This window comes from Streptomyces sp. NPDC093018, from assembly GCF_040684035.1.
Taxonomy (GTDB): Bacteria; Actinomycetota; Actinomycetes; order Streptomycetales; family Streptomycetaceae; genus Streptomyces; species Streptomyces murinus.
Genome location: NZ_JBFBFF010000001.1, coordinates 324,317 through 342,497 on the forward strand (window position 1 = coordinate 324,317; position 18,181 = coordinate 342,497).

Sequence of the window (18,181 nt, forward strand, 5' to 3'; positions counted from 1 at the left end):
CGCCGCCGAGGCTCCGTGCACCGGGTGCCTCGGCGCCGCCCGGCCGGGTCCGCGCGGCCATGGCTCACACCAGCGCGGCCCGCAGCACATCGAACGCGCCGCGCGGGTCGGTCAGGGCGTGGTGGATGCCGGGGATCTCGCGGTCGACGTCGAACAGCTCGTACACCGCGTGCATCGCGCCGCGCACCGAGTACTCGACGGTGAAGACGACGTCCTCCGGGACCTCGGTGTACTGGCCGAGGAAGGCGAAGTTCGCCGATCCGCGCGGGACCACGAGGGGACGGTCCCCGGCCGCGCGCGGCGCGAACTGACTGGTGATGTACGGCATCATGACCGGGATCACGGTCGTGGTCGCCGCCACGCTCTCCTCGATGTCGGACATGCCGAGGTGGCCGAGGAGTTCGGTCAGGATCTCGCGGCCGGTGCACTCGGCCATCGGCTTGCCGGTGAAGTCGCCGGGCTGGTCGGGGAAGAGGCCGTAGCCCCACAGCGTGTACACGTCCTCGGGCTGGTCCGCGAAGTGCGGGGCGTGCGGGACCACCACGGACATCAGCCAGCCGGAGTCCGTGAAGGTCATCAGCGCGCCGGTGCCGGGCAGATTGCCCGACAGCTCCTCGATGCGGTGCAGCAGCCGCGGGGAGCGCATGGTGAGCGTGAAGGACTCCCACTTCGCCTCGTCCACGTCGCCGTTGAACACCGCGGGCCGGCCGAAGTCGTCCGCCTTGGCCGCGACCGCCTCCCACAGCCGCCAGCCGCCGTCGCGCTTGTCCCGCACCAGCTCGGGCGCCCGGTCGTCGCCGCCGTACGTGGCGTCGGCGGTCATCGAGCCGAGGGTCAGGAACGCGTGGTCGTCGGGGCCCAGTTCACAGGTCTCCGGCACGCCCGCACGCTCCAGGTGCAGCCGCCGCAGCCGTCGGACACCCTGCTCGTCGGTGTCGAAGTCGGCGTCCGTGACCCGCACCCCGTACTCGAAGCGCACCCCGCGGGCCGCCAGCCAGGCCCGCACCGGGCGGATGATCGAGTCGTACTGGTTGAGCTTGGTGCGGCGCACCCCGGACAGGGTGTGCATCCGCGGGAACTCCTGGAGGAAGCGCAGGAGGTAGCGGCGCAGTTCGATGGCGCTGTGCCAGTTCTGGAAGGCGAATGTGGTGCGCCACATCGTCCAGAAGTGGGTGCCGAAGAAGTGCGGGGAGAAGAAGTCCTCGATACGGCGGGCGCCGATCAGCCGCTCGGGCAGCATCAGCAGCCGCAGCAGTTCGAGCCGGTCATGGGTGTCGAGGCCGTAGTCGGCGGCGTCCAGGATCCGCGCGCCCGCGCCGATCAGCCGGGCCTTGGCCTCGGTGGGCCACTTCTCGTTGAAGTCGATGATCTCCTGGCGCACCGAGACCGTCTCGTCGTCCAGGGTCGGAATCGTCTCCAGCAGGTCCCACAGACAGGTGTACGCCTCCTCCTCCAGCATCCGCCCGCCGCGGGTGACATAGCCGGCGGGCTCCCCGCCGCCGTCCATGGAGCCGCCGGCCACCGGCAGCTCCTCCAGGACCCGGATGTTCTCGCCGGGAAGCCCTGCGTCGCGGATCAGGAAGACCGCCGCCGCGAGCGAGGCGATGCCCCCGCCGACGAGATGGACCCGGGACTGCCGCGGAGCGTCTGCCATGACGTTCCTCCGTTCTGTGCGCCCCGGCGGACCGGGACGGCCGAAAGTGGTACGGCATCCAGCCAACACCCCGGGTGCCCCGCGGGGCAGGGCCGTTCGTCCCCGGCCGTGGGGCCCCTGGGCGCCCAAGTGGGGACCGGTTGCCGTACGGCCCGCACCCCGGTGACCAGCAGGATCGGTGGCGCACCAGCACCGGAGCCCGTCGAGGCGCACAAGGAGCACAGGCATGTCCACCACCACACGCGGCGGGGAAGGCACCCGCGGCGGGGAAGAGTCCCGCGGCGGGGGAGCACCCCGCGGCGGAGAGGAACCCGCTCCACCGGTACCCGCTCCACCGGTACCCGCTCCACCGGCCGCCCTCGGGCTGCCCGCCGCCACCGCCCTGGTGATCGGCAGCATCATCGGCACCGGGGTCTTCGCGCTCCCCTCCGCCCTCGCCCCCTACGGGCCGATCGCCCTGGTGGCCTTCGGTGTCGTCACCCTGGGCGCGCTCGCGCTGGCGATGACCTTCGGCTCGCTGTCCGGGCGGGTCCCCGGCAGCGGCGGTCCCTACGTCTACGCCAGGGAGGCGTTCGGCGAGTTCGCCGGGTTCCTCAACGCGTGGTCGTACTGGATCACCGCCTGGGCCGGGAACGCCGCGATCGCGGTGGCCTGGGTCGGCTATGTCGAGGTGTTCGTCAACACCGGGCACCGCACCGGGATCTCGCTGCTCATCGCGCTCACCGGACTGTGGATACCGGCCGCGGTCAACCTCACCGGGATGCGCAACACCGGCGCCTTCCAAGTCGTCACCACGGTACTGAAGTTCGTCCCGCTGGTCTTCATGGCCACCGTGGGGCTGCTGTTCGTCAAGGCGGACAACTTCGGCCCGTTCAACGCCAGTCACCAGTCCGCGCCGGGCGCGATCTCGGCCGCCGCGGCCATCGCCCTGTTCAGCTATCTCGGCCTGGAGGCCGCCTCGGTGGTGGCCGGGCGGGTGCGCGAACCGGGGCGCAACGTGCCGCGCGCCACCGTGTACGGCACCCTCGCCTGCGCCGTCATCTACATCCTGGGCACCCTCGCCGTTCTCGGCACCGTGCCGCACGGTCAACTCGGCTCCTCCACCGCACCGTTCAGCGACGCCGCGAACAACATCTTCGGCGGCGGCTGGGCCGGCGACGCCGTCGCGGTGGCCGCCATCGTCTCCGGCATCGGCGCGCTGAACGGCTGGACCATGCTGTGCGCCGAGATGCCGTACGCCGCCGCCCGCGACGGACTCTTCCCCGGCGCCTTCGCCCGGCTGCGCGGCAAGAACGACGTACCGGTCTTCGGAATCATCGCCTCGACCGTGCTGGCCTCGCTGATCACGGTGTTCAGCTACACCCGCTTCCAGGACGTCTTCACCAAGATCGTGCTGCTCAGCGTGCTCACCGCGGTCATCCCGTACCTCTTCTCCGCCGCCGCCCAGCTGTACTGGCTGCTGGTGCGCGGCCGGGCGAGCCTGAAGCCCGGACGCCTCGCCCGGGACACCGTCGTGGCCGCGCTCGCGATGGCCTTCTCCTACTGGTCGATCCAGGGCAGCGGCTACCAGACCGTCTACTACGGCCTGTTCGTGATCCTGCTCGGACTGCCGGTCTACATCTGGCTCAAGCGCGACCGCGGCGAGTACGGCGAGTACGGCGAGACGGTGCCGGCCGCGACGGTGCCGGCCGCGACGACCGGGGCCCGCGCCCCCGAGACACCGACGGCCGACCGAGCCGTCCGGCGCCCCTGGGCCGACCGCGCGCACCGCCTCAACCCCCTGCGCCACCACCACTGATCCCACGGAACACCTCGAAGGACACCGCCATGACCACCTTCCACGTCGACTCCGAGGCCGGCCGGCTGCGCCAGGTCGTCCTGCACCGGCCCGGACTCGAACTCTCCCGGCTCACCCCGCGCAACGTCGACGCCCTGCTCTTCGACGACATCCTGTGGGCCAAGCGGGCCCGCGAGGAGCACGACGCCTTCGCCCAGGCGCTGCGCGACCACGGCACCCGGGTGCACTACTTCACCGATCTGCTGGCCCAGAGCCTCGACATCCCCGGCGCCCGCGACTGGCTCCTCGACCGGGTGGTGACCATTGCCACCGTCGGCCCGGCGCTCGTGGAACCGGTACGCGAACTGTGCGCGGGCATCGACGGCGAGACCCTCGCCGAGTACCTCATCGGCGGGCTGCTGAAGAGCGACCTGCCGCTCGCCAGCCCGCACAGCCTGGTCTGGAACGCCCTGGACGACGAGGACTTCGCCCTCGCCCCGCTGCCCAACCACCTCTTCCCACGCGACAACTCCTGCTGGATCTACGACCGGTTGTCCATCAACCCGATGGCCAAGGCGGCCCGGCGGCGCGAGAGCCTGCACGCCGAGACCATCTACCGCTTCCACCCGATGTTCGCCGCCCAGGCACCCCAGCCGGTCCTGGACGGACCGGTGGGCACCCTGGAGGGCGGCGACGTCCATGTCCTCGGCAACGGGGCCGTCATGGTCGGGATGGGGGAGCGCACCACCGCCCAGGCCGTGGAGAACCTGGCCGCCCGGCTGTTCGCCGCCGGTACGGCCACCAAGGTGATCGCCGTCCGACTCCCGGCCCGGCGCGCCTATATGCACCTGGACACCGTGCTCACCATGGTCGACCGGGACGCCTTCGTGGTCTACCCGGGCCTCGCCGACCCCCTGCGCTCATGGACCCTCACACCCAGCGACGCCCGCCCGGTCCGCTTCGCGGTCACCCCGAACCCGGACCTCGCGACCGCCCTCGCCGAGGCACTCGACCTCGACAAGGTGCGGATGCTGTCCGCGCCGCAGGACATCCGGGGCGCGGAGCGCGAACAGTGGGACGACGGCAGCAACTTCCTCGCCCTGGAACCCGGTGTCGTCGTCGGCTACGAGCGCAACGTCACCACCAACACCTATCTGCGCAAGCAGGGCATCGAGATCGTCACCGTCGCCGGCGCCGAACTCGGCCGCGGCCGCGGCGGCCCGCGCTGCATGAGCTGCCCGATCGAACGCGACCCGGTCGCCTGACACTTCCCCGAGGACACCAGAGATGACCATCGATCTGCGAGACCGCTCCTACCTGAGCGAACTCGACTTCACCGCCGCCGAGATCGGCCACCTCCTCGATCTCGCCGCCGACCTCAAGGCGGCCCGGCGGGCCGGCACCGAACACCCCCGGCTGACCGGCAGGCAGCTCGCGCTGATCTTCGAGAAGACCTCCACCCGCACCCGCTGCGCCTTCGAGGTCGCCGCCCGCGAGCAGGGCGCCGCCACCACCTACCTCGGCCCCGGCGACACCCACCTCGGCGGCAAGGAGTCCGTCGCCGACACCGCCCGCGTCCTCGGCCGGATGTTCGACGGCATCGAGTACCGGGGCTCCGCCCAGGCCGTCGTCGCCGAACTCGCCGCGCACTCCGGCGTCCCCGTCTACAACGGCCTCACCGACACCGCGCACCCCACCCAGAGCCTGTGCGACGTGTTCACCATGCGCGAGCACAGCACCAAGCCGCTGTCCGAGATCAGCTACTGCTACCTCGGCGACGCCCGCAACAACATGGGCAACTCGCTGCTCTCCATGGGCGCCCTGCTCGGCATGGACCTCCGGATCGCCGCGCCCCGCGCCCTGTGGCCCGCCGCCGGCCTGGTCGCCACCTGCCGGGCGCTGGCCGAGCGCAGCGGGGCCCGGATCACCCTCACCGAGGACGTCGAGACCGCCGTACGCGGCGCCGACTTCCTGCACACCGATGTCTGGGTCTCCATGGGCGAGCCCGCCGAGACCTGGAAGGAACGCATCGACCTGCTGCTGCCCTACCAGGTCAACGCCGAGACGCTGGCCGCGACCGGCAATCCCGACGTCGCCTTCATGCACTGCCTGCCCTCCCTGCACGACGACCGCACCCGCCTCGGCCGCGAACTGCGCGACACCTACGGCCTGACCGGCCTGGAGGTCACCGACGAGGTGTTCTCCTCGCCCCGCTCGCTCGTCTTCGAGCAGGCGGAGAACCGGCTGCACACCATCAAGGCGATCCTGGTCGCCACCCTGACGGACCGGCCCCACACCGCGGAGCGCTGACCGATGCGCATCGTCATCGCCCTCGGCGGCAACGCGCTGCTGCACCGCGGCGAACGCCCCGACGCCGCCGTCCAGCAGGCCAACATCGACCGCGTGGCCCTCGCGATCGCCGCCCTCGCCCAGGACCACGAGGTCGTCGTCACCCATGGCAACGGCCCGCAGATCGGGCTGCTCGCCATGGAGAGCGCGGCCGACGCGGCACTGACCGCCCCCTACCCGCTGGATCTGCTCGGGGCCCAGACCCAGGGCATGATCGGCTCCCTGCTGGCGCGCGCCCTGTACGACGCGCTGCCCGGCCGGCGGGTCGCCGCGCTCGTCACCCACACCCAGGTGCGGGCCGACGACCCGGCCTTCGGGCACCCGGAGAAGTTCATCGGCCAGGTGTACCCGGCGGAGACCGCCCGCGCGCTCTCCCGCGAACGGGGCTGGCACATCGCCCGGGACACCACCGGGTGGCGCCGCGTGGTGCCCTCCCCGGCGCCCGAGCGGATCCTGGAGACCGGCACCGTCCAGGATCTGCTGGGCCTCGGCACCCTCGTGGTGTGCGCCGGGGGCGGCGGCGTCCCGGTCGTGGACGGCGAGCGCGGCGGGCTGCGCGGGGTGGAGGCCGTCGTCGACAAGGACCTGACCGCGGCGCTCCTCGCGGAGGACCTCAAGGCGGACTTCCTGCTGATCCTCACCGATGTGCCGCATGTGTACGCCGACTACGGCGGCCCCCACCAGCGCCCCGTCCTGGAGGCCACACCCGCCGAACTGCGCGCCGGGGACTTCCCGGCCGGCTCCATGGGCCCCAAGACAAGGGCGGCGGCCCGGTTCGTGGAACGCACCGGCGGCCTCGCCGCGATCGGCGCCCTCGACGCGGCGTACGAGATCGTCCACGGCAGGGCGGGCACGTTGGTACGACCCGAGCCGTGACGTCCACTCCCTCGCACCGGTGTGCCCCAACGGCCCACCGGTGCACCGGCGTTCACAGCTTCAGCGTGAACCAGGTCGTCTTGCCCTCGTCGGTCGGCCGTACCCCCCAGCCGTCGGCGAGCGTACGGACCAGGAACAGGCCCCGCCCGTGCTCCTCGTCCCCGGCGGCGTGCCGGGGCTGGGGGAGCTGCGGACTGCGGTCGCTGACCTCGACGGTGAGATCCGTGGCCGTACGGCACAGCCGTAGCCCCACCGGGCCCTCGGCGTGCTGCACCGCGTTGGTGAGGGTCTCCGAGAGCAGCAGAAGCGCGTCGTCGGCCGGTGCGGGACACTCCCAGGAGGCCAGCGTCCGGCGCAGAAAGGCCCGGCCCTCGGGGACCGAGGCGGGGGCGGCGGGCAGATCGGTGGTGACGGCGGCCAGCGGCGCCGCCGGGAGCCGCGCGAACAGCAGCGTCACATCGTCGTCATGGCCGTCGACGTCCGGCAGCAACTCGGCCAGCACATGGTCGGCCGCCGCCTCCAGGCTCGCGGAGTGCGGGAAGAACGAGTCCAGGACGGCGGTGAGTTCACCGACCCGCGCCTCGATGTCGCTGCCCGGCGTCTCGATCAGACCGTCGGTGTACAGCACGAGCGTGGCGCCCGGCGCGATGTCGAAGCACGCCTGCTCGTACAGCACACCGCCCACCCCGAGCGGCGCGTTGACCGGCGCGGGCAGCGCGCGGACGCCCTCCCAGGGGCCGGCGACCAGGGTCGGCAGATGCCCGGCGGAGCAGACGGTGACGGTGCCCGCGTCCGGGGCGATGACCAGATAGCAGCAGGTGACCAACTGGTCCGGCACATCCAGGTCGCCGACCACGGTGTCCAGGGCCTGCATCAACTGGCGCGGCTGCATGCCCGTCTTGGCGAGCGCGTGGGCGGCCGAGCGCAGCTGGCCCATCACCGCCGCCGCCTCCAGACCGCGGCCCATCACATCGCCGATCAGGACGCCGACCCGGCCGGCGCCCAGCGGTATCAGATCGAACCAGTCACCGCCGACACCGGCGCCCTGGGTGGCGGGCCGGTAGCGGCTCGCGGTGTCCAGACCGGGCAGCGCGGGCGGTGTGCCCATCAGGCTGCGCTGGAGGGTGAGGGCGATGTGCCGCTGCTGCTCCAGCAGGGCCGTCAGCTCCGCCTCCACCTGCTTGCGGTCGCTGATGTCCCGCACGATCGCGCACGCCCCGATGATCTTGCCCGCGGTGTCCCGGGTCGGCCACAGCGTGACATCGACGTCCAGCAGCGATCCGTCCTTGGTGACCCGCAGCGTCTCGAAGTGCTCGACCTTCTCCCCGTGGCGCAGGCGTTCGAGCAACGCCCAGATGTCGTCCTGGAGTTCGGTGGGGGCGAGCATGGAGACGTGCCGGCCCATGGCCTCCTCGGCGCTGTAGCCGTACAGCTCGGTGGCGGCCGCGTTCCAGTACGTGATCTCGCCGGCGAGGGTTTTGGCGAGAATGGCGTCCTGGGAGGACTCCACGAGCGCGGCGAGTTCATTGATCCGGGCCTCGGCCGCCTTGCGGTCGCTGACGTCGCGCACCGCGGCCGAGACCAGCAGTCCGTCCGCCGTCTCCAGCGGGCTCAGGCTGATCTCGACGGGGAACTCGCTGCCGTCCTTGCGCAGCCCGTGCAGTTCGAGCCCCGCGCCCATCGGCCGCACCTGCCGGTTGGCCGCGTAGCCGTCGCGGTGCCGGGTGTGGTGATCGCGGAAGCGGTGCGGGACGAGCAACTCGACTGGGCGGCCCAGCAGTTCCTCGCGGCAGTAGCCGAACAGGGCCTCGGTCTGGGCGTTGACCAGGCGGATGACACCGGTGTCGTCGACGATCACCATGGCGTCCGGCGCCGCCTCCAGCAGCCCCCGGAACCGCTCCTCGGCCGTCGAAGGACCGGCACCCGGCGCGGGGGCTCCGCACCGGCACCGCCGAGGGACCGCGGGGTCCGCCGCACAGGCCGGCTCGTCCACGCAACCATTCATATCTACCCCGCCATGTCGCTCGTGATGCTACGGACATCCCAGCGCAACCGGCCTCCCACCGCCGTGACTTGTCGCGTCCTGGCCGGAACACATCCCCACGGCGGACGAACCTGTGCAGGACCGGTCCCGGTCGAGCACAAGCGGTCGCCTCCGTCAGGGTGCCCGGCCCCGGGAGGGCCCAGGGCCGATCGGCCCCGGACAGGGACCCTGAGGGCCCTGCCCGCAGGGGGCCGCCACGAAGAGACTTGAGGAGATCCCGAACGGGATGTCCGACAACAGGAGGTGGACGTCATGTCCCGCACCGTCACCGTGGGCCTCGACGGCTCCCCCGAGAGCCGTACCGCCGCCGAGTGGGCGGCAGGCGAGGCGCGGCTGCGCGGTCTGCCGCTGCGCCTGGTGCATGTGTGGGAGCCGGTGACGGAGTCCATGGCGCAGGATCCGGTCATCGGCGTGGCGACCCAGCGGCACTGGACCGAGCGGGTCCCGCGCGAGACGGCCGAGGAACTGCGGCTGCGCCACCCCGACCTGGAGGTGCTGGCGGAGCATCAGGACGGCTTCCCGGGCGAGTTGCTCGCGGCGGCCGCCGAGGAGTCCGAGCTGCTGGTGCTCGGCTCGCGGGGCCTCGGCCGGGTCGGCGGCTACCTCGTCGGCTCCGTCGGCTTCTCGGTGGTCGCGCGGGCCGGCCGCCCCGTGGTGCTGGTGCGGTCCGGCTGGCAGCCCGACGGCGACGCCCCCGAGGGCCCGGTCGTCCTCGGCGTCGACACCACCGCGCCGGACGACACGGTGTTCGCGTTCGCCTTCGAGGAGGCCGAGCGGCGCGGGACGTCGGTACGGGCCGTGCGCACCTGGTCCATGCCGCCGTACTACGTCTACGGATTCGCCGCCGACCCCACCTTCGACCAGGAGTGGTCGCTGCAGGAGGAGGCCGCGCTCACCGAGGTGCTCAAGCCGTGGCGGCAGAAGTACCCGAGTGTCGAGGTCACCGAGGAGTGCGGGTACGGGAGCGCCTCCCTGCAACTGGTCGAGGCATCGCACGGTGCCGGACTCGTGGTCGTCGGCCGGCGCCGCCGCCCCGCGTCGTTCGGCACGCACATCGGCACGGTGACGCATGCGGTGCTGCACCACGCGACGGTGCCCGTGGCGGTGGTGCCTCACGACTGAGGGTGACGAACAGGAACTGCGGCGCGCCCCACCCGAGTTCATTCGGGTGGGGCGCGTGGGGTTCCCGGGCGGCGCCGGCGGGGCGCCCCGTCGTACCGTGTCGTGCCGGTATGGCGGAGCGCCCCGAAGCCTTTTGTCGGTGAGTGTCTAACTCCCCCTGCTCTGTTGACTGTTCACGAGGTCCCGCCGCCCCGCCACGGCGGCGGCGTCGCGGTCCTGCGGGTGCCGTGCGTGCGGTGGACGACGCGGTCGGTGCGGCTGCGCAGCCGGTCCTGGAGGCGGTCGGCGAGTTCGCGGGCGCTGTGCTCGCGGGCGTGGACGACGACGAGGTAGTGGCCCACCCGGATCTCGGCACCGGCGGTCCAGGGCTGCCCGACATGATGGGCGGCCGCCCTGCCGACCCGGATCTCGCCGCTCACGGGCGGCAGGCCCGGCCGGCCGAGCACGGCGTCCATCTTCTCCCGGAGATAGGCGAGGTCCTCCTCGGGCATCTCGCCGTCGACCCGTACGCGGACGGCGACGGCGGTCTCGGGGGCGCGGACGCCGGTGTCCCTGGCAGTCATCTGCTCCACTCCTTCTGATCGTTGCGTGCTGATCGTTCGGTGCAGCGCACCCAGCGTCTCCCGCGCACCGCCCCCGCCCCCAGGGCCGCCCGACCCGGGGGCCTGGGCCGGTGGTCCCGTCCGTCGGACCCGCACTCCGGAACCGGCCGACTTTCCTCGAATCGGCATGATGTGGCGCCTGTGCATGCGTGAGCCCTGGACGCGCCCCCGCGTACGCGAGCAGACTGCGGTCTCTCCGAGGAAGGCAGGTCGGTCGCCATGCTGTTGCGTCTGCCCACGTCCGTGTCCGAAGCGCAGGAGTGCCTGGCCGAGGGGGCGGTCCCGGTCGGCGGGGCGACGCTGGTGTGGGCCACGTGGCAGCGCGAGGGGTTCCCCGAACTGGCCATGTCGCTAAGGAAGTTGCCGCAGGCCAATGTCATCGGCGCCGAGCGGCTGGGCGCCGCCGTGCTGCTCGGGCAGATGGACGGCCGGGTGCCGGACGTGCTGCGCCGCGCGGCCGGCACGGTGGGCACCGGGGCGGTGCGCCGCGCGGCGACGGTCGGCGGCAACCTCGTGGGCAGCGCGCTGCGTTGTCTGCTCCCGGCCGCGCTGGTCCTCGACGCACGGGCCACGGTGCTGGAGTCCGACGGCGTCCGCGAGACGGACCTGGCCGAAGTCGTCGCGAAGCGGCCCCTGTTGCTCAGCCTGCGCTGGCCCGCCCCGCTCGCCTGCGCCTACCGCAAGCTCCCCGCCGACGCGGGCGCCCCGCCACCCCTCGTGGTGGCCTCGGCCCTGCACGCAGGAGAGGCGGCGGGCGGCACGGGGTACGGCGTCCGGGTCGCCGCACGGGACGGTTACGAGGTGTTCGAGGGCAGCGCCGTGCACGGCGCCGACCCCGAGGAGACCCTGGAGTCCCTGCGCGCCACCGCCCTCGGCGAACTGCCCGCCGCCGCGTGGCGGGTCGTACGACCCCAGGTGCTCGACCTGCTGGCGCGCGAGCGGTAGCCCGCCGAGCCGCCCTATCCGCCGACCAGGGCGGCCACCAGACGGGTCATCGCGGGCCGGGGGTCGGGTGTGCCGGGCCGACTGGTCATCAGGAGGTGGTGGGCGGTACCGACGATCGCGAGCGCCGCGGTGCCCGGATCGACGGACCTCGCCACCCTGCCGAGCCCCTGTTCGGCCTCCAGATAGCCGGTGACGGCCTCCTGGATCGCGGTGAAGCCCGGCGCCCCGCCCTCCAGCGCCACGCGGATGAGGGCCGCGGCGCCGGGGCGCGTCATGGCCAGACCCGACAGGGCCGGACCACCGGAGTCGAACAGCGCGAGCACGACGGCGTCCAGATTCCGCACCACCGTGCCCTGCCCGGCGAGCCCCGCCAGGGCCCCCGCCTTCGTCGCCGTCCGCGCGAACCGGTCGAGGCACAGCTCGGCCACGAACTCGTCGAGCCCCGCGAAGTGCGTGTGCAGCAGCCCCTTGGCGCAGCCCGCCTCGGTGGTGACGGCACGGCTGGTGAGCGCGCCGGGACCGTCCCGTTCGACGACGCGCTCGGCCGCCGCGAACAGCCGCTCGCGCACATCCGGCGTCGCCACTCCACGCGGTGACATGGGCCTCTCTTCCGCTCCGCCGCCCTCGCCCGCAAGGGCGCAACTCCTCGGATGGTAACGGGGATTGCGGGTATGGGCACGCGCCCATACAGTTTGGGCACACGCCCATTCTTGGCCGTCCACCGCAGGAGGCACCCGTGCCGGACATCGTCAACACCGAGCAGGCGCAGGCATGGAACGGACCGGAAGGCGTCCACTGGGCGCGTCACCAGGACCGCTGGAACGCCGTGAACGAGGGTTTCGACGAGCCGCTGCTCGAAGCCGCCGCCCTCGCCGAGGCACACCGGATCCTCGACCTCGGCTGCGGCGCCGGGCGGACCACCCGGCTCACCGCGCTCCGCGCACCCCGGGGCGGCGCGCTGGGTCTCGACCTGTCCGGGCCGATGCTGGCCGAGGCGCGGGCCCGCGCGGAGCGGGAGGGCGTCGCCAACGTGTCCTTCGCGCAGGGCGACGCACAGGTGCACCCGTTCGAACCGGGCGCGTTCGACGTGGCCATCAGCCGTTTCGGGGTGATGTTCTTCGCCGACCCCGTGGCGGCGTTCGGCAACATCGGCCGGGCGCTGCGGCCCGGCGGCCGCCTGGCGTTCGTCTGCCCGGCCGACGCCACGCTCAACGGCGGGGTGGCGGCGCTGGCGTCCCTGCGCGACATCCTGCCGTTCGGCGACCTAGGAAGGCCGGGGCTGCCCGGCATGTTCTCGCTGGCCGCCCCGGACCGCGTCCGCGAGGTCCTCGCCGCGGCCGGCTTCACCGGCGTCACGATCGACGAGGTGCGGGCGGACGGGATCTGGGGCGACGGAGCCGAGGACGCCGCCGACTTCCTGCTCGGCACCGGCCCCGGCAGCCATCTGATGCGGCAGGCCGACACGGCGACCCGCGCCGAGGCCCGCCGCATCCTGACGGACCGGCTGCGCCCCCATGAGGCGGAGGACGGCACGGTCCGGCTCCCGAGCACGTCCTGGCTGGTCACGGCGGTGCGCCCGGCCGTACCAGGGGAGCGGCCCTGACGTCCGCCTTCGGAGGATGTCCCGGTCAGTCCCCGTGGACGGTGAGCCGGTAGCCCTCGGGGCCGGTGAAGGAGAAGGAGGGGCCGAACGGGGTCGCCTGGAGCGGGGTGACGTCGGCCGTGCCCGCCGCGACGAGCTGCTCGCGCAGGGCGGGGGCGTCGGTGGTGCGCAGCCACAGGGCGACACCGAGGCCGGGGTGTCCGGCGCCGTCCAGATCGACGCCGGGCAGCGGCTCGCGGACGGCGAACGGGATCGGGCTGGTGGCGAAGACGACCGCGTTCGCCGGTCCGCCCGGCGCCCGCCGCAGTCCGAGCCGCTCCTCGAAGAACGCGGCCGCGGCCGGTACGTCCCTCACCTGGAGGGCGATGAAATCAGGGCCTTCGACGGTGGCGGTCATGGTGACTCCCAAGGTGGTCTGTCGGTGTGTATGTCAGAGCTTTGACATAACGACAGTAGAGGCCCGGTCTCCGGCATGTCAAAATGCTGACATGGAAGATCGAGCCCCCGTCCCCTCGCCCCATCCCGCACAGGACGTCACCGAGCACGTGGGATACCGCCTGAAGAAGGCCTCGGCCGCGCTGCGCGGCGCCATGGACAAGGCATTGCGCGAGCACGGCCTCACCGTCCCGCAGTACTCCTGCCTGGAACTCCTCGACGAACGGCCCGGCCTGTCCAACGCCGACCTCGCGCGCGGCACCTTCGTCACCCGGCAGTCGGCCAATGTCGTCCTGCGCGGTCTGAAGGAGGCCGGCCTGATCACCCAGGCGACCAGCACCGACCACGGCCGGGCCCTGCCCGTCCACCTCACCGCGGCCGGACAGGAGCGGCTGCACGCCGCGCGCGGTGCCGTGTACGCCATCGAGGAGCGCATGATCGAAAACATCCCCGCGCGTCGGCTGACGGCGCTGCTGGCCGACCTCGACACGATGACCGGAAACCTGGAGGCGTGACCGGCCCGCCGAGACAGCGATTCAGGTTCCGGAGGCGTCGGCCGTGCCATAGGCGGCGCGCCAGGTGGCCGGGGGTGTGCCGGTCTGGCGCCGGAAGAACGTGCTGAAGTTGCCCGCGTCGCGAAAGCCGAGGCGCCGGGCGCAGCCGGTGACCGGCAGGCCGGTGTGCGCGAGGAGCCTCTTGGCCTCCAGCAGGAGGCGCTGGTCGAGGAACGTCTTGGCACCGGTGCCGGCGCCGGCGCGGGTCGCCCGGGTGAGGGTGCGTACGTCGTAGCCCAGTGCCCCGGCGTAGTCGGCCACATGGTGCCACTCGGTGAAATGCTCCTCCACGGCGGCCCGGTAGGCGCGGAAGACGTCCGCGGACCGGTCGCCGGGCGGGACCGTCTGGGTGCGGGCGGGCGCCTCGGGAAGTACCCGCAGGAGCAGTGCCGCCAGCAGGTGGGCGAGCAGCGCGGGAGACGCCAGGCGCGGGTCGCGCGCGCTCGCCACCTGCTCGCGGCCGAGGTGTTCGGCCGCCGACAGGGCCAGCGGCAGCCGCTGTTCGTCCAGCTGCCAGCACGCCGGGACGGTGGCCTGCGCCGCGGTGAATCCGGCGAGGAACCCGGGCCGGAAGAGGATCAGCGGGCCGTCGCAGCAATCGACGTCGCGCCAGCGGTGCACCATGCCGGGCCGGATCCATACGACGCTGCCCTCCGTCAGCCGGTAGTCGCGGAAGTCGGCCTCGTGGTCACCGGTGCCGGAGGCGATCAGGGCGAGGACATGGAAGTCGGGGCGCTGGGGGAGCGCGCGCAGGCGCCGGGCGTCCATGCGGCGCAGGGCGGCGAAGTCGAGGACCTCCACGCCGTGCGCCGAGCCGACGGCGGGGAGATAGCGCAGCTGCCGTACGGCATCGTGTCCGTTTTCCACAAGCACCGTGTTCCTTTCCACCAGGAAGCGGATCCCGCCCGCCGTACGGTCGAAGTACGCCTTACGGGCAGGTCAGATTACTTGTTCGGGCCCCGGCCGCCGCGCTGCCGGTCAGCTCAGAAGCAGGCGGGTGAGAGAGGACGACGATGGAAAACACAACGCTGGTTGCGGTGCCGGGCGGGTCTCTTGAGGTACGGATCGGGGGCGGGGGCCGTACCGGTCCGACGCTGGTGTTCGTGCACTACTGGGGTGGCTCCGCGGGCACCTGGGACGAGGTGATCGGCCACCTGCCGCCCGGACAGCCGACCGTCCGCTTCGACCAGCGCGGCTGGGGCCTCTCGCGGGAGCTGCCCGGGCCGTACGACCTGGACCGGCTCGCCGACGATCTCGCGCGCGTGGTGGAGGCGTGTGTGCCGGGGCCGTTCGTGCTCGTCGGGCATTCGATGGGCGGCAAGGTGAGCCAGCTTCTCGCCGCCCGCCGGCCGGCCGGTCTGCGGGGCGTGGTCCTCGTCGCGCCCGCACCGCCCGAGCCGCCCGCCACGGTGACCGAGGAGTACCGGCGGGGGCTCTCGCACGCGTACGACTCACCCGAGTCCGTACGGCACGCCCTCGCCCATGTCCTGACCGCCACGCCGCTGCCCGAGACGGTCGTGGCCGCCGTGCTGCGCGACAGCCTCGCCGCCGGGGCCGAGGCGCGGCGGGAGTGGCCCGAGCACGGCATCGCGCGGGACATCACCGGCGCCGTGCGCGACATCGCGGTCCCGGTGGCCGTGCTGGCCGGTGCGCGCGACCTGGTGGAACCGCCGGACATCCTGCGCGCGCACCTCCTGCCGCACCTCCCGCAGGCGGCCCTCACCACCGTCCCCGCAGTCGGCCACCTGCTCCCCCTGGAAGCCCCCGGCGCCGTCGCGACCGCCCTCGGTGACTTTCTCGCACGCCTGCCGGGGCGGCTATGAGCCCAGCGGCAGCACCCGGGCGATGAGGAGGGCGACGTCGTCGTGCCCGGCCGGGTGTCGCAGTTCGCGCAGCAGGCGGTCGCAGGTGTCCTCCGGCGAGGGGGAGGGCACGGAGAGCAGCCGGAGCAGTTCGTCCAGGCGGGCGTCGATCGGGTCGTCGCGGGTCTCCACCAGGCCGTCGGTGTAGAGCACCAGTTGATCGCCGGGCCGCAGTGCGAGCGTGGTGGACTCGAAGGGCACACCGCCGACGCCCAGCGGGGTGCCGGTCGGCAGGTCGAGGAGCCGGGGCGGGCCGTCGGAGGGGATCAGGACGGGTGGCAGATGCCCGGCGGACGCCACCTCCAGGCGGGCCGACCGGGGATCGTGCACGGCGTACACGCAGGTGGCGATGTACGGGTCGAGGCCGAGGGTGATCCGGTCGAGGTGGGTGAGGACGCGCGCCGGGTCGAGATCGAGATCGGCCAGTGTGGAGGTGGCGGTGCGCAGCCGGCCCATGGTGGCCGCGGCCGCGATCCCGCTGCCCATGACGTCGCCCACCGCGAGGGCGGTGCGGTCCCCGTCCAGCGGGATGACGTCGTACCAGTCGCCGCCGACCTCGCCGATCGCCTGCGCCGGCCGGTAGCGGGCGGCGATCTCCAGGCCCGGGTGGTGCGGCGAGAGCCGGGGCAGCAGGCTGCGCTGCAGGGCCTCCGCGGTGCTGCGGGTGTGCTGGTGCAGCACGGCGTTGTCGATGCTCAGCGCGGCGCGCGAGGCGAGTTCGCAGGCCAGCTCCAGATCGTCGGCGTCGAAGGGCGCGGGATTGCGGGCGCGGGCCAGGCCCATCACGCCGATGCACTGCCCGCGGGCGATCAGCGGGACCGCCATGTCGGTGTGCACCCCGGCCCGGGCCAGCAGCCGGGCGGCCTCGGCGTCGGCGGCCACCCGGCCGACCTCGCCGCTGTCCAGATGGGTGATCAGCACGGGACGCCCGGTGCGCACGCTCTGCGCCGCGGGATGACCGGCGTGGTAGACGGTGAGCCGTCCGGGCGGCACCAGCGCCCCGGCCGCGTCGGTCGGGTAGGCGGTCTTCACCGCCAGCGCGCGGAACAGCGGGGGGCCCTCGCCCGGATCCGTACGGCCCGTACGCAGCATGCTGTCCAGCAGATCCACCGCGGCCATGTCGGCGAGGCCGGGCACCAGGACGTCGGCCAGTTCCTGAGCCGTGCGCTCCACCTCCAGGGTGGTGCCGATGCGCGCCGAGCCGCGGGCGATCAGGCGCACCCGCCGCTGGGCCCGCTCGGCCTCCTGGGCGGCGCGATAGCGGTCGGTGACCTCCACCGCCACCTTGGCGACACCCAGCGTGTGCCCCTGGTGGTCCTCCAGCCGGTACAGCGATGTCATCCAGGCGTGATCGCTGCCCGGGTCGGCGGCGGTGCGCCCCACCACCTCCTGGTTCACCAGGGGGACGCCGGTGTCCAGCACCCGGCGCATGGCACCTTCGAGCGCCTGGAACGCCGTGTCGGGGAACAGCTCCCCGAGGCGCCGGCCCACATGGTCGGCCTCGGACAGTCCGTGCATGGCCGCGAGGGCGGGGTTGACGGCCACGTACCGCAGCTCGGTGTCCAGGACGGCCAGCCCGATCGGGGCCTGGGTGACCAGCCGGGCGGACAGGGCGGCATCGCGCTCCACCCGGCGCAGGGTGGAGCGGTCGGTGGCCAGCCCCAGCGCGTAGTGATCGCCGAGATGGTCGGTCAGCCGCATGTTGCGGAACTCGACGGTCCTGGTGCCGCCGTCCTTGCACCGCACCGGGAACGCCCCGGCCCAGCCCCGGCCGGTCTCCATCACCTCGGCGAACAGCTCGATCGCCGCGTCCCGGTTCTCGGGGCTCAGCAGCAGAAGCGCCGCGTACTGACCGACCGCCTCCGCACGGTCGTACCCGAACAGCTCCTCGGCCTGGGGGCTCCACATGTCGATCCGGCCGTCGGCCTCCAGGAGTACGGCGGCCACCCCCAGGAGGTCGAAGAGGCCGGTCGGCTGCTCGGTCCCGGATTCCGTGGCGCGGTCCGTCCGGGGCGGGGTGGCGCGGTCCGTCCCGGGCCTGGTGGCCTGGTCCGGTGCCTCGGTGTGCTCCGGCCGGGGCCGTACGGGCCGGTCCTGGTCGTCCTCGGGGGCCGTGGCGTGGTCGGCGCGGGATTCCGTGACCGCGTCGACGGGGCCAACGGGGTCGACCGGGTCCGTCCGGGGGTGTGCGGACCGGTCGGCGTGGGGCTCCGCGGCCGGGTCCGGCCGGGGCTCGGCGGCACGGTCCGGCCCCGGCTCCGCCCGCTCCGTCTCGGGCTGGTCCGGGTCCGGGTGCCGCGGCCCTCCGCTCATCCCACTCGCTCCTTCCGCCGCCCCGCCGGGCCGGCGCCGTTGTGT

16 protein-coding genes are annotated in these 18,181 nt (G+C 73.2%); 9 read left to right on the forward strand and 7 right to left on the reverse strand.

The window, feature by feature from the left end; translation table 11 throughout:
- Nucleotides 1–64: 64 nt before the first annotated feature.
- Nucleotides 65–1,654, reverse strand: coding sequence for an oleate hydratase (locus AB0N90_RS01410; protein ID WP_365192197.1), 1,590 nt, complete (start codon nucleotides 1,652–1,654; stop codon nucleotides 65–67).
- A 226-nt stretch (nucleotides 1,655–1,880) separates the two neighbouring features.
- On the opposite strand from AB0N90_RS01410, the gene AB0N90_RS01415 reads away from it, so the two are divergent.
- The 4 genes from AB0N90_RS01415 to AB0N90_RS01430 are packed head-to-tail and all read left to right on the forward strand — an operon-like array spanning nucleotide 1,881 to nucleotide 6,656.
- Nucleotides 1,881–3,452: an amino acid permease gene (locus tag AB0N90_RS01415; RefSeq protein WP_365192198.1), complete on the forward strand. Its 1,572-nt coding sequence runs from the start codon at nucleotides 1,881–1,883 to the stop codon at nucleotides 3,450–3,452.
- 29 nt (nucleotides 3,453–3,481) lie between these two features.
- Nucleotides 3,482–4,696, forward strand: a complete 1,215-nt coding sequence (locus AB0N90_RS01420; RefSeq protein ID WP_365192199.1) for an arginine deiminase — start codon at nucleotides 3,482–3,484, stop codon at nucleotides 4,694–4,696.
- Nucleotides 4,697–4,718: 22 nt separating this feature from the next.
- Nucleotides 4,719–5,741, forward strand: a complete 1,023-nt coding sequence (gene argF, locus AB0N90_RS01425) for an ornithine carbamoyltransferase (protein ID WP_365192200.1) — start codon at nucleotides 4,719–4,721, stop codon at nucleotides 5,739–5,741.
- Between the two features lie 3 nt (nucleotides 5,742–5,744).
- Nucleotides 5,745–6,656, forward strand: coding sequence for a carbamate kinase (locus tag AB0N90_RS01430; RefSeq protein ID WP_365192201.1), 912 nt, complete (start codon nucleotides 5,745–5,747; stop codon nucleotides 6,654–6,656).
- A gap of 52 nt (nucleotides 6,657–6,708) precedes the next feature.
- On the opposite strand, the gene AB0N90_RS01435 is transcribed toward AB0N90_RS01430, so the two are convergent.
- Nucleotides 6,709–8,649 carry a PAS domain S-box protein gene (locus AB0N90_RS01435; RefSeq protein WP_365192202.1) on the reverse strand — a complete coding sequence of 647 codons (1,941 nt, stop codon included), beginning with the start codon at nucleotides 8,647–8,649 and terminating at the stop codon, nucleotides 6,709–6,711.
- A gap of 303 nt (nucleotides 8,650–8,952) precedes the next feature.
- On the opposite strand from AB0N90_RS01435, the gene AB0N90_RS01440 reads away from it, so the two are divergent.
- On the forward strand, nucleotides 8,953–9,822 hold the full coding sequence (locus tag AB0N90_RS01440; RefSeq protein WP_365192203.1) for a universal stress protein: 870 nt from the start codon (nucleotides 8,953–8,955) through the stop codon (nucleotides 9,820–9,822).
- Nucleotides 9,823–9,995: 173 nt separating this feature from the next.
- Here the strand turns inward: AB0N90_RS01440 and AB0N90_RS01445 are convergent, their stop codons facing one another.
- Nucleotides 9,996–10,385 carry a hypothetical protein gene (locus AB0N90_RS01445; protein WP_365192204.1) on the reverse strand — a complete coding sequence of 130 codons (390 nt, stop codon included), beginning with the start codon at nucleotides 10,383–10,385 and terminating at the stop codon, nucleotides 9,996–9,998.
- Between the two features lie 258 nt (nucleotides 10,386–10,643).
- On the opposite strand from AB0N90_RS01445, the gene AB0N90_RS01450 reads away from it, so the two are divergent.
- The gene (locus AB0N90_RS01450) at nucleotides 10,644–11,369 is read left to right on the forward strand and encodes an FAD binding domain-containing protein (RefSeq protein ID WP_365192205.1); all 726 of its coding nucleotides are present in this window, start codon (nucleotides 10,644–10,646) and stop codon (nucleotides 11,367–11,369) included.
- A gap of 14 nt (nucleotides 11,370–11,383) precedes the next feature.
- Here AB0N90_RS01450 and AB0N90_RS01455 read toward each other — a convergent pair whose 3' ends face one another.
- Nucleotides 11,384–11,968: a TetR/AcrR family transcriptional regulator gene (locus AB0N90_RS01455; protein WP_365192206.1), complete on the reverse strand. Its 585-nt coding sequence runs from the start codon at nucleotides 11,966–11,968 to the stop codon at nucleotides 11,384–11,386.
- Between the two features lie 137 nt (nucleotides 11,969–12,105).
- On the opposite strand from AB0N90_RS01455, the gene AB0N90_RS01460 reads away from it, so the two are divergent.
- The gene (locus AB0N90_RS01460) at nucleotides 12,106–12,972 is read left to right on the forward strand and encodes a methyltransferase domain-containing protein (protein WP_365192207.1); all 867 of its coding nucleotides are present in this window, start codon (nucleotides 12,106–12,108) and stop codon (nucleotides 12,970–12,972) included.
- A 25-nt stretch (nucleotides 12,973–12,997) separates the two neighbouring features.
- Here AB0N90_RS01460 and AB0N90_RS01465 read toward each other — a convergent pair whose 3' ends face one another.
- Nucleotides 12,998–13,369 (reverse strand): VOC family protein, encoded by a 372-nt coding sequence (locus AB0N90_RS01465; RefSeq protein ID WP_365192208.1) that lies wholly within the window; start codon nucleotides 13,367–13,369, stop codon nucleotides 12,998–13,000.
- A gap of 91 nt (nucleotides 13,370–13,460) precedes the next feature.
- Between AB0N90_RS01465 and AB0N90_RS01470 the strand changes: the two genes are divergently transcribed.
- Nucleotides 13,461–13,922 (forward strand): MarR family transcriptional regulator, encoded by a 462-nt coding sequence (locus AB0N90_RS01470; RefSeq protein WP_361669838.1) that lies wholly within the window; start codon nucleotides 13,461–13,463, stop codon nucleotides 13,920–13,922.
- A 21-nt stretch (nucleotides 13,923–13,943) separates the two neighbouring features.
- Here the strand turns inward: AB0N90_RS01470 and AB0N90_RS01475 are convergent, their stop codons facing one another.
- A complete protein-coding gene (locus tag AB0N90_RS01475; protein ID WP_365192209.1) occupies nucleotides 13,944–14,828 on the reverse strand; it encodes an AraC family transcriptional regulator in 885 nt (294 codons plus the stop codon).
- Nucleotides 14,829–14,974: 146 nt separating this feature from the next.
- Between AB0N90_RS01475 and AB0N90_RS01480 the strand changes: the two genes are divergently transcribed.
- On the forward strand, nucleotides 14,975–15,784 hold the full coding sequence (locus AB0N90_RS01480; RefSeq protein ID WP_365192210.1) for an alpha/beta hydrolase: 810 nt from the start codon (nucleotides 14,975–14,977) through the stop codon (nucleotides 15,782–15,784).
- On the opposite strand, the gene AB0N90_RS01485 is transcribed toward AB0N90_RS01480, so the two are convergent.
- Nucleotides 15,779–18,136, reverse strand: coding sequence for a SpoIIE family protein phosphatase (locus tag AB0N90_RS01485; protein WP_365192211.1), 2,358 nt, complete (start codon nucleotides 18,134–18,136; stop codon nucleotides 15,779–15,781). The two genes, AB0N90_RS01480 and AB0N90_RS01485, sit on opposite strands and share 6 nt — an antisense overlap.
- Nucleotides 18,137–18,181 lie beyond the last annotated feature (45 nt).

Coding starts and splice junctions, on each gene's coding strand:
- AB0N90_RS01410 (WP_365192197.1), bottom strand. CDS start 1,654: ATGGCAGACGCTCCGCGGCAGTCCCGGGTCCATCTCGTCGGCGGGGGC.
- AB0N90_RS01415 (WP_365192198.1), top strand. CDS start 1,881: ATGTCCACCACCACACGCGGCGGGGAAGGCACCCGCGGCGGGGAAGAG.
- AB0N90_RS01420 (WP_365192199.1), top strand. CDS start 3,482: ATGACCACCTTCCACGTCGACTCCGAGGCCGGCCGGCTGCGCCAGGTC.
- argF (WP_365192200.1), top strand. CDS start 4,719: ATGACCATCGATCTGCGAGACCGCTCCTACCTGAGCGAACTCGACTTC.
- AB0N90_RS01430 (WP_365192201.1), top strand. CDS start 5,745: ATGCGCATCGTCATCGCCCTCGGCGGCAACGCGCTGCTGCACCGCGGC.
- AB0N90_RS01440 (WP_365192203.1), top strand. CDS start 8,953: ATGTCCCGCACCGTCACCGTGGGCCTCGACGGCTCCCCCGAGAGCCGT.
- AB0N90_RS01445 (WP_365192204.1), bottom strand. CDS start 10,385: ATGACTGCCAGGGACACCGGCGTCCGCGCCCCCGAGACCGCCGTCGCC.
- AB0N90_RS01450 (WP_365192205.1), top strand. CDS start 10,644: ATGCTGTTGCGTCTGCCCACGTCCGTGTCCGAAGCGCAGGAGTGCCTG.
- AB0N90_RS01455 (WP_365192206.1), bottom strand. CDS start 11,968: ATGTCACCGCGTGGAGTGGCGACGCCGGATGTGCGCGAGCGGCTGTTC.
- AB0N90_RS01465 (WP_365192208.1), bottom strand. CDS start 13,369: ATGACCGCCACCGTCGAAGGCCCTGATTTCATCGCCCTCCAGGTGAGG.
- AB0N90_RS01470 (WP_361669838.1), top strand. CDS start 13,461: ATGGAAGATCGAGCCCCCGTCCCCTCGCCCCATCCCGCACAGGACGTC.
- AB0N90_RS01480 (WP_365192210.1), top strand. CDS start 14,975: ATGGAAAACACAACGCTGGTTGCGGTGCCGGGCGGGTCTCTTGAGGTA.
- AB0N90_RS01485 (WP_365192211.1), bottom strand. CDS start 18,136: ATGAGCGGAGGGCCGCGGCACCCGGACCCGGACCAGCCCGAGACGGAG.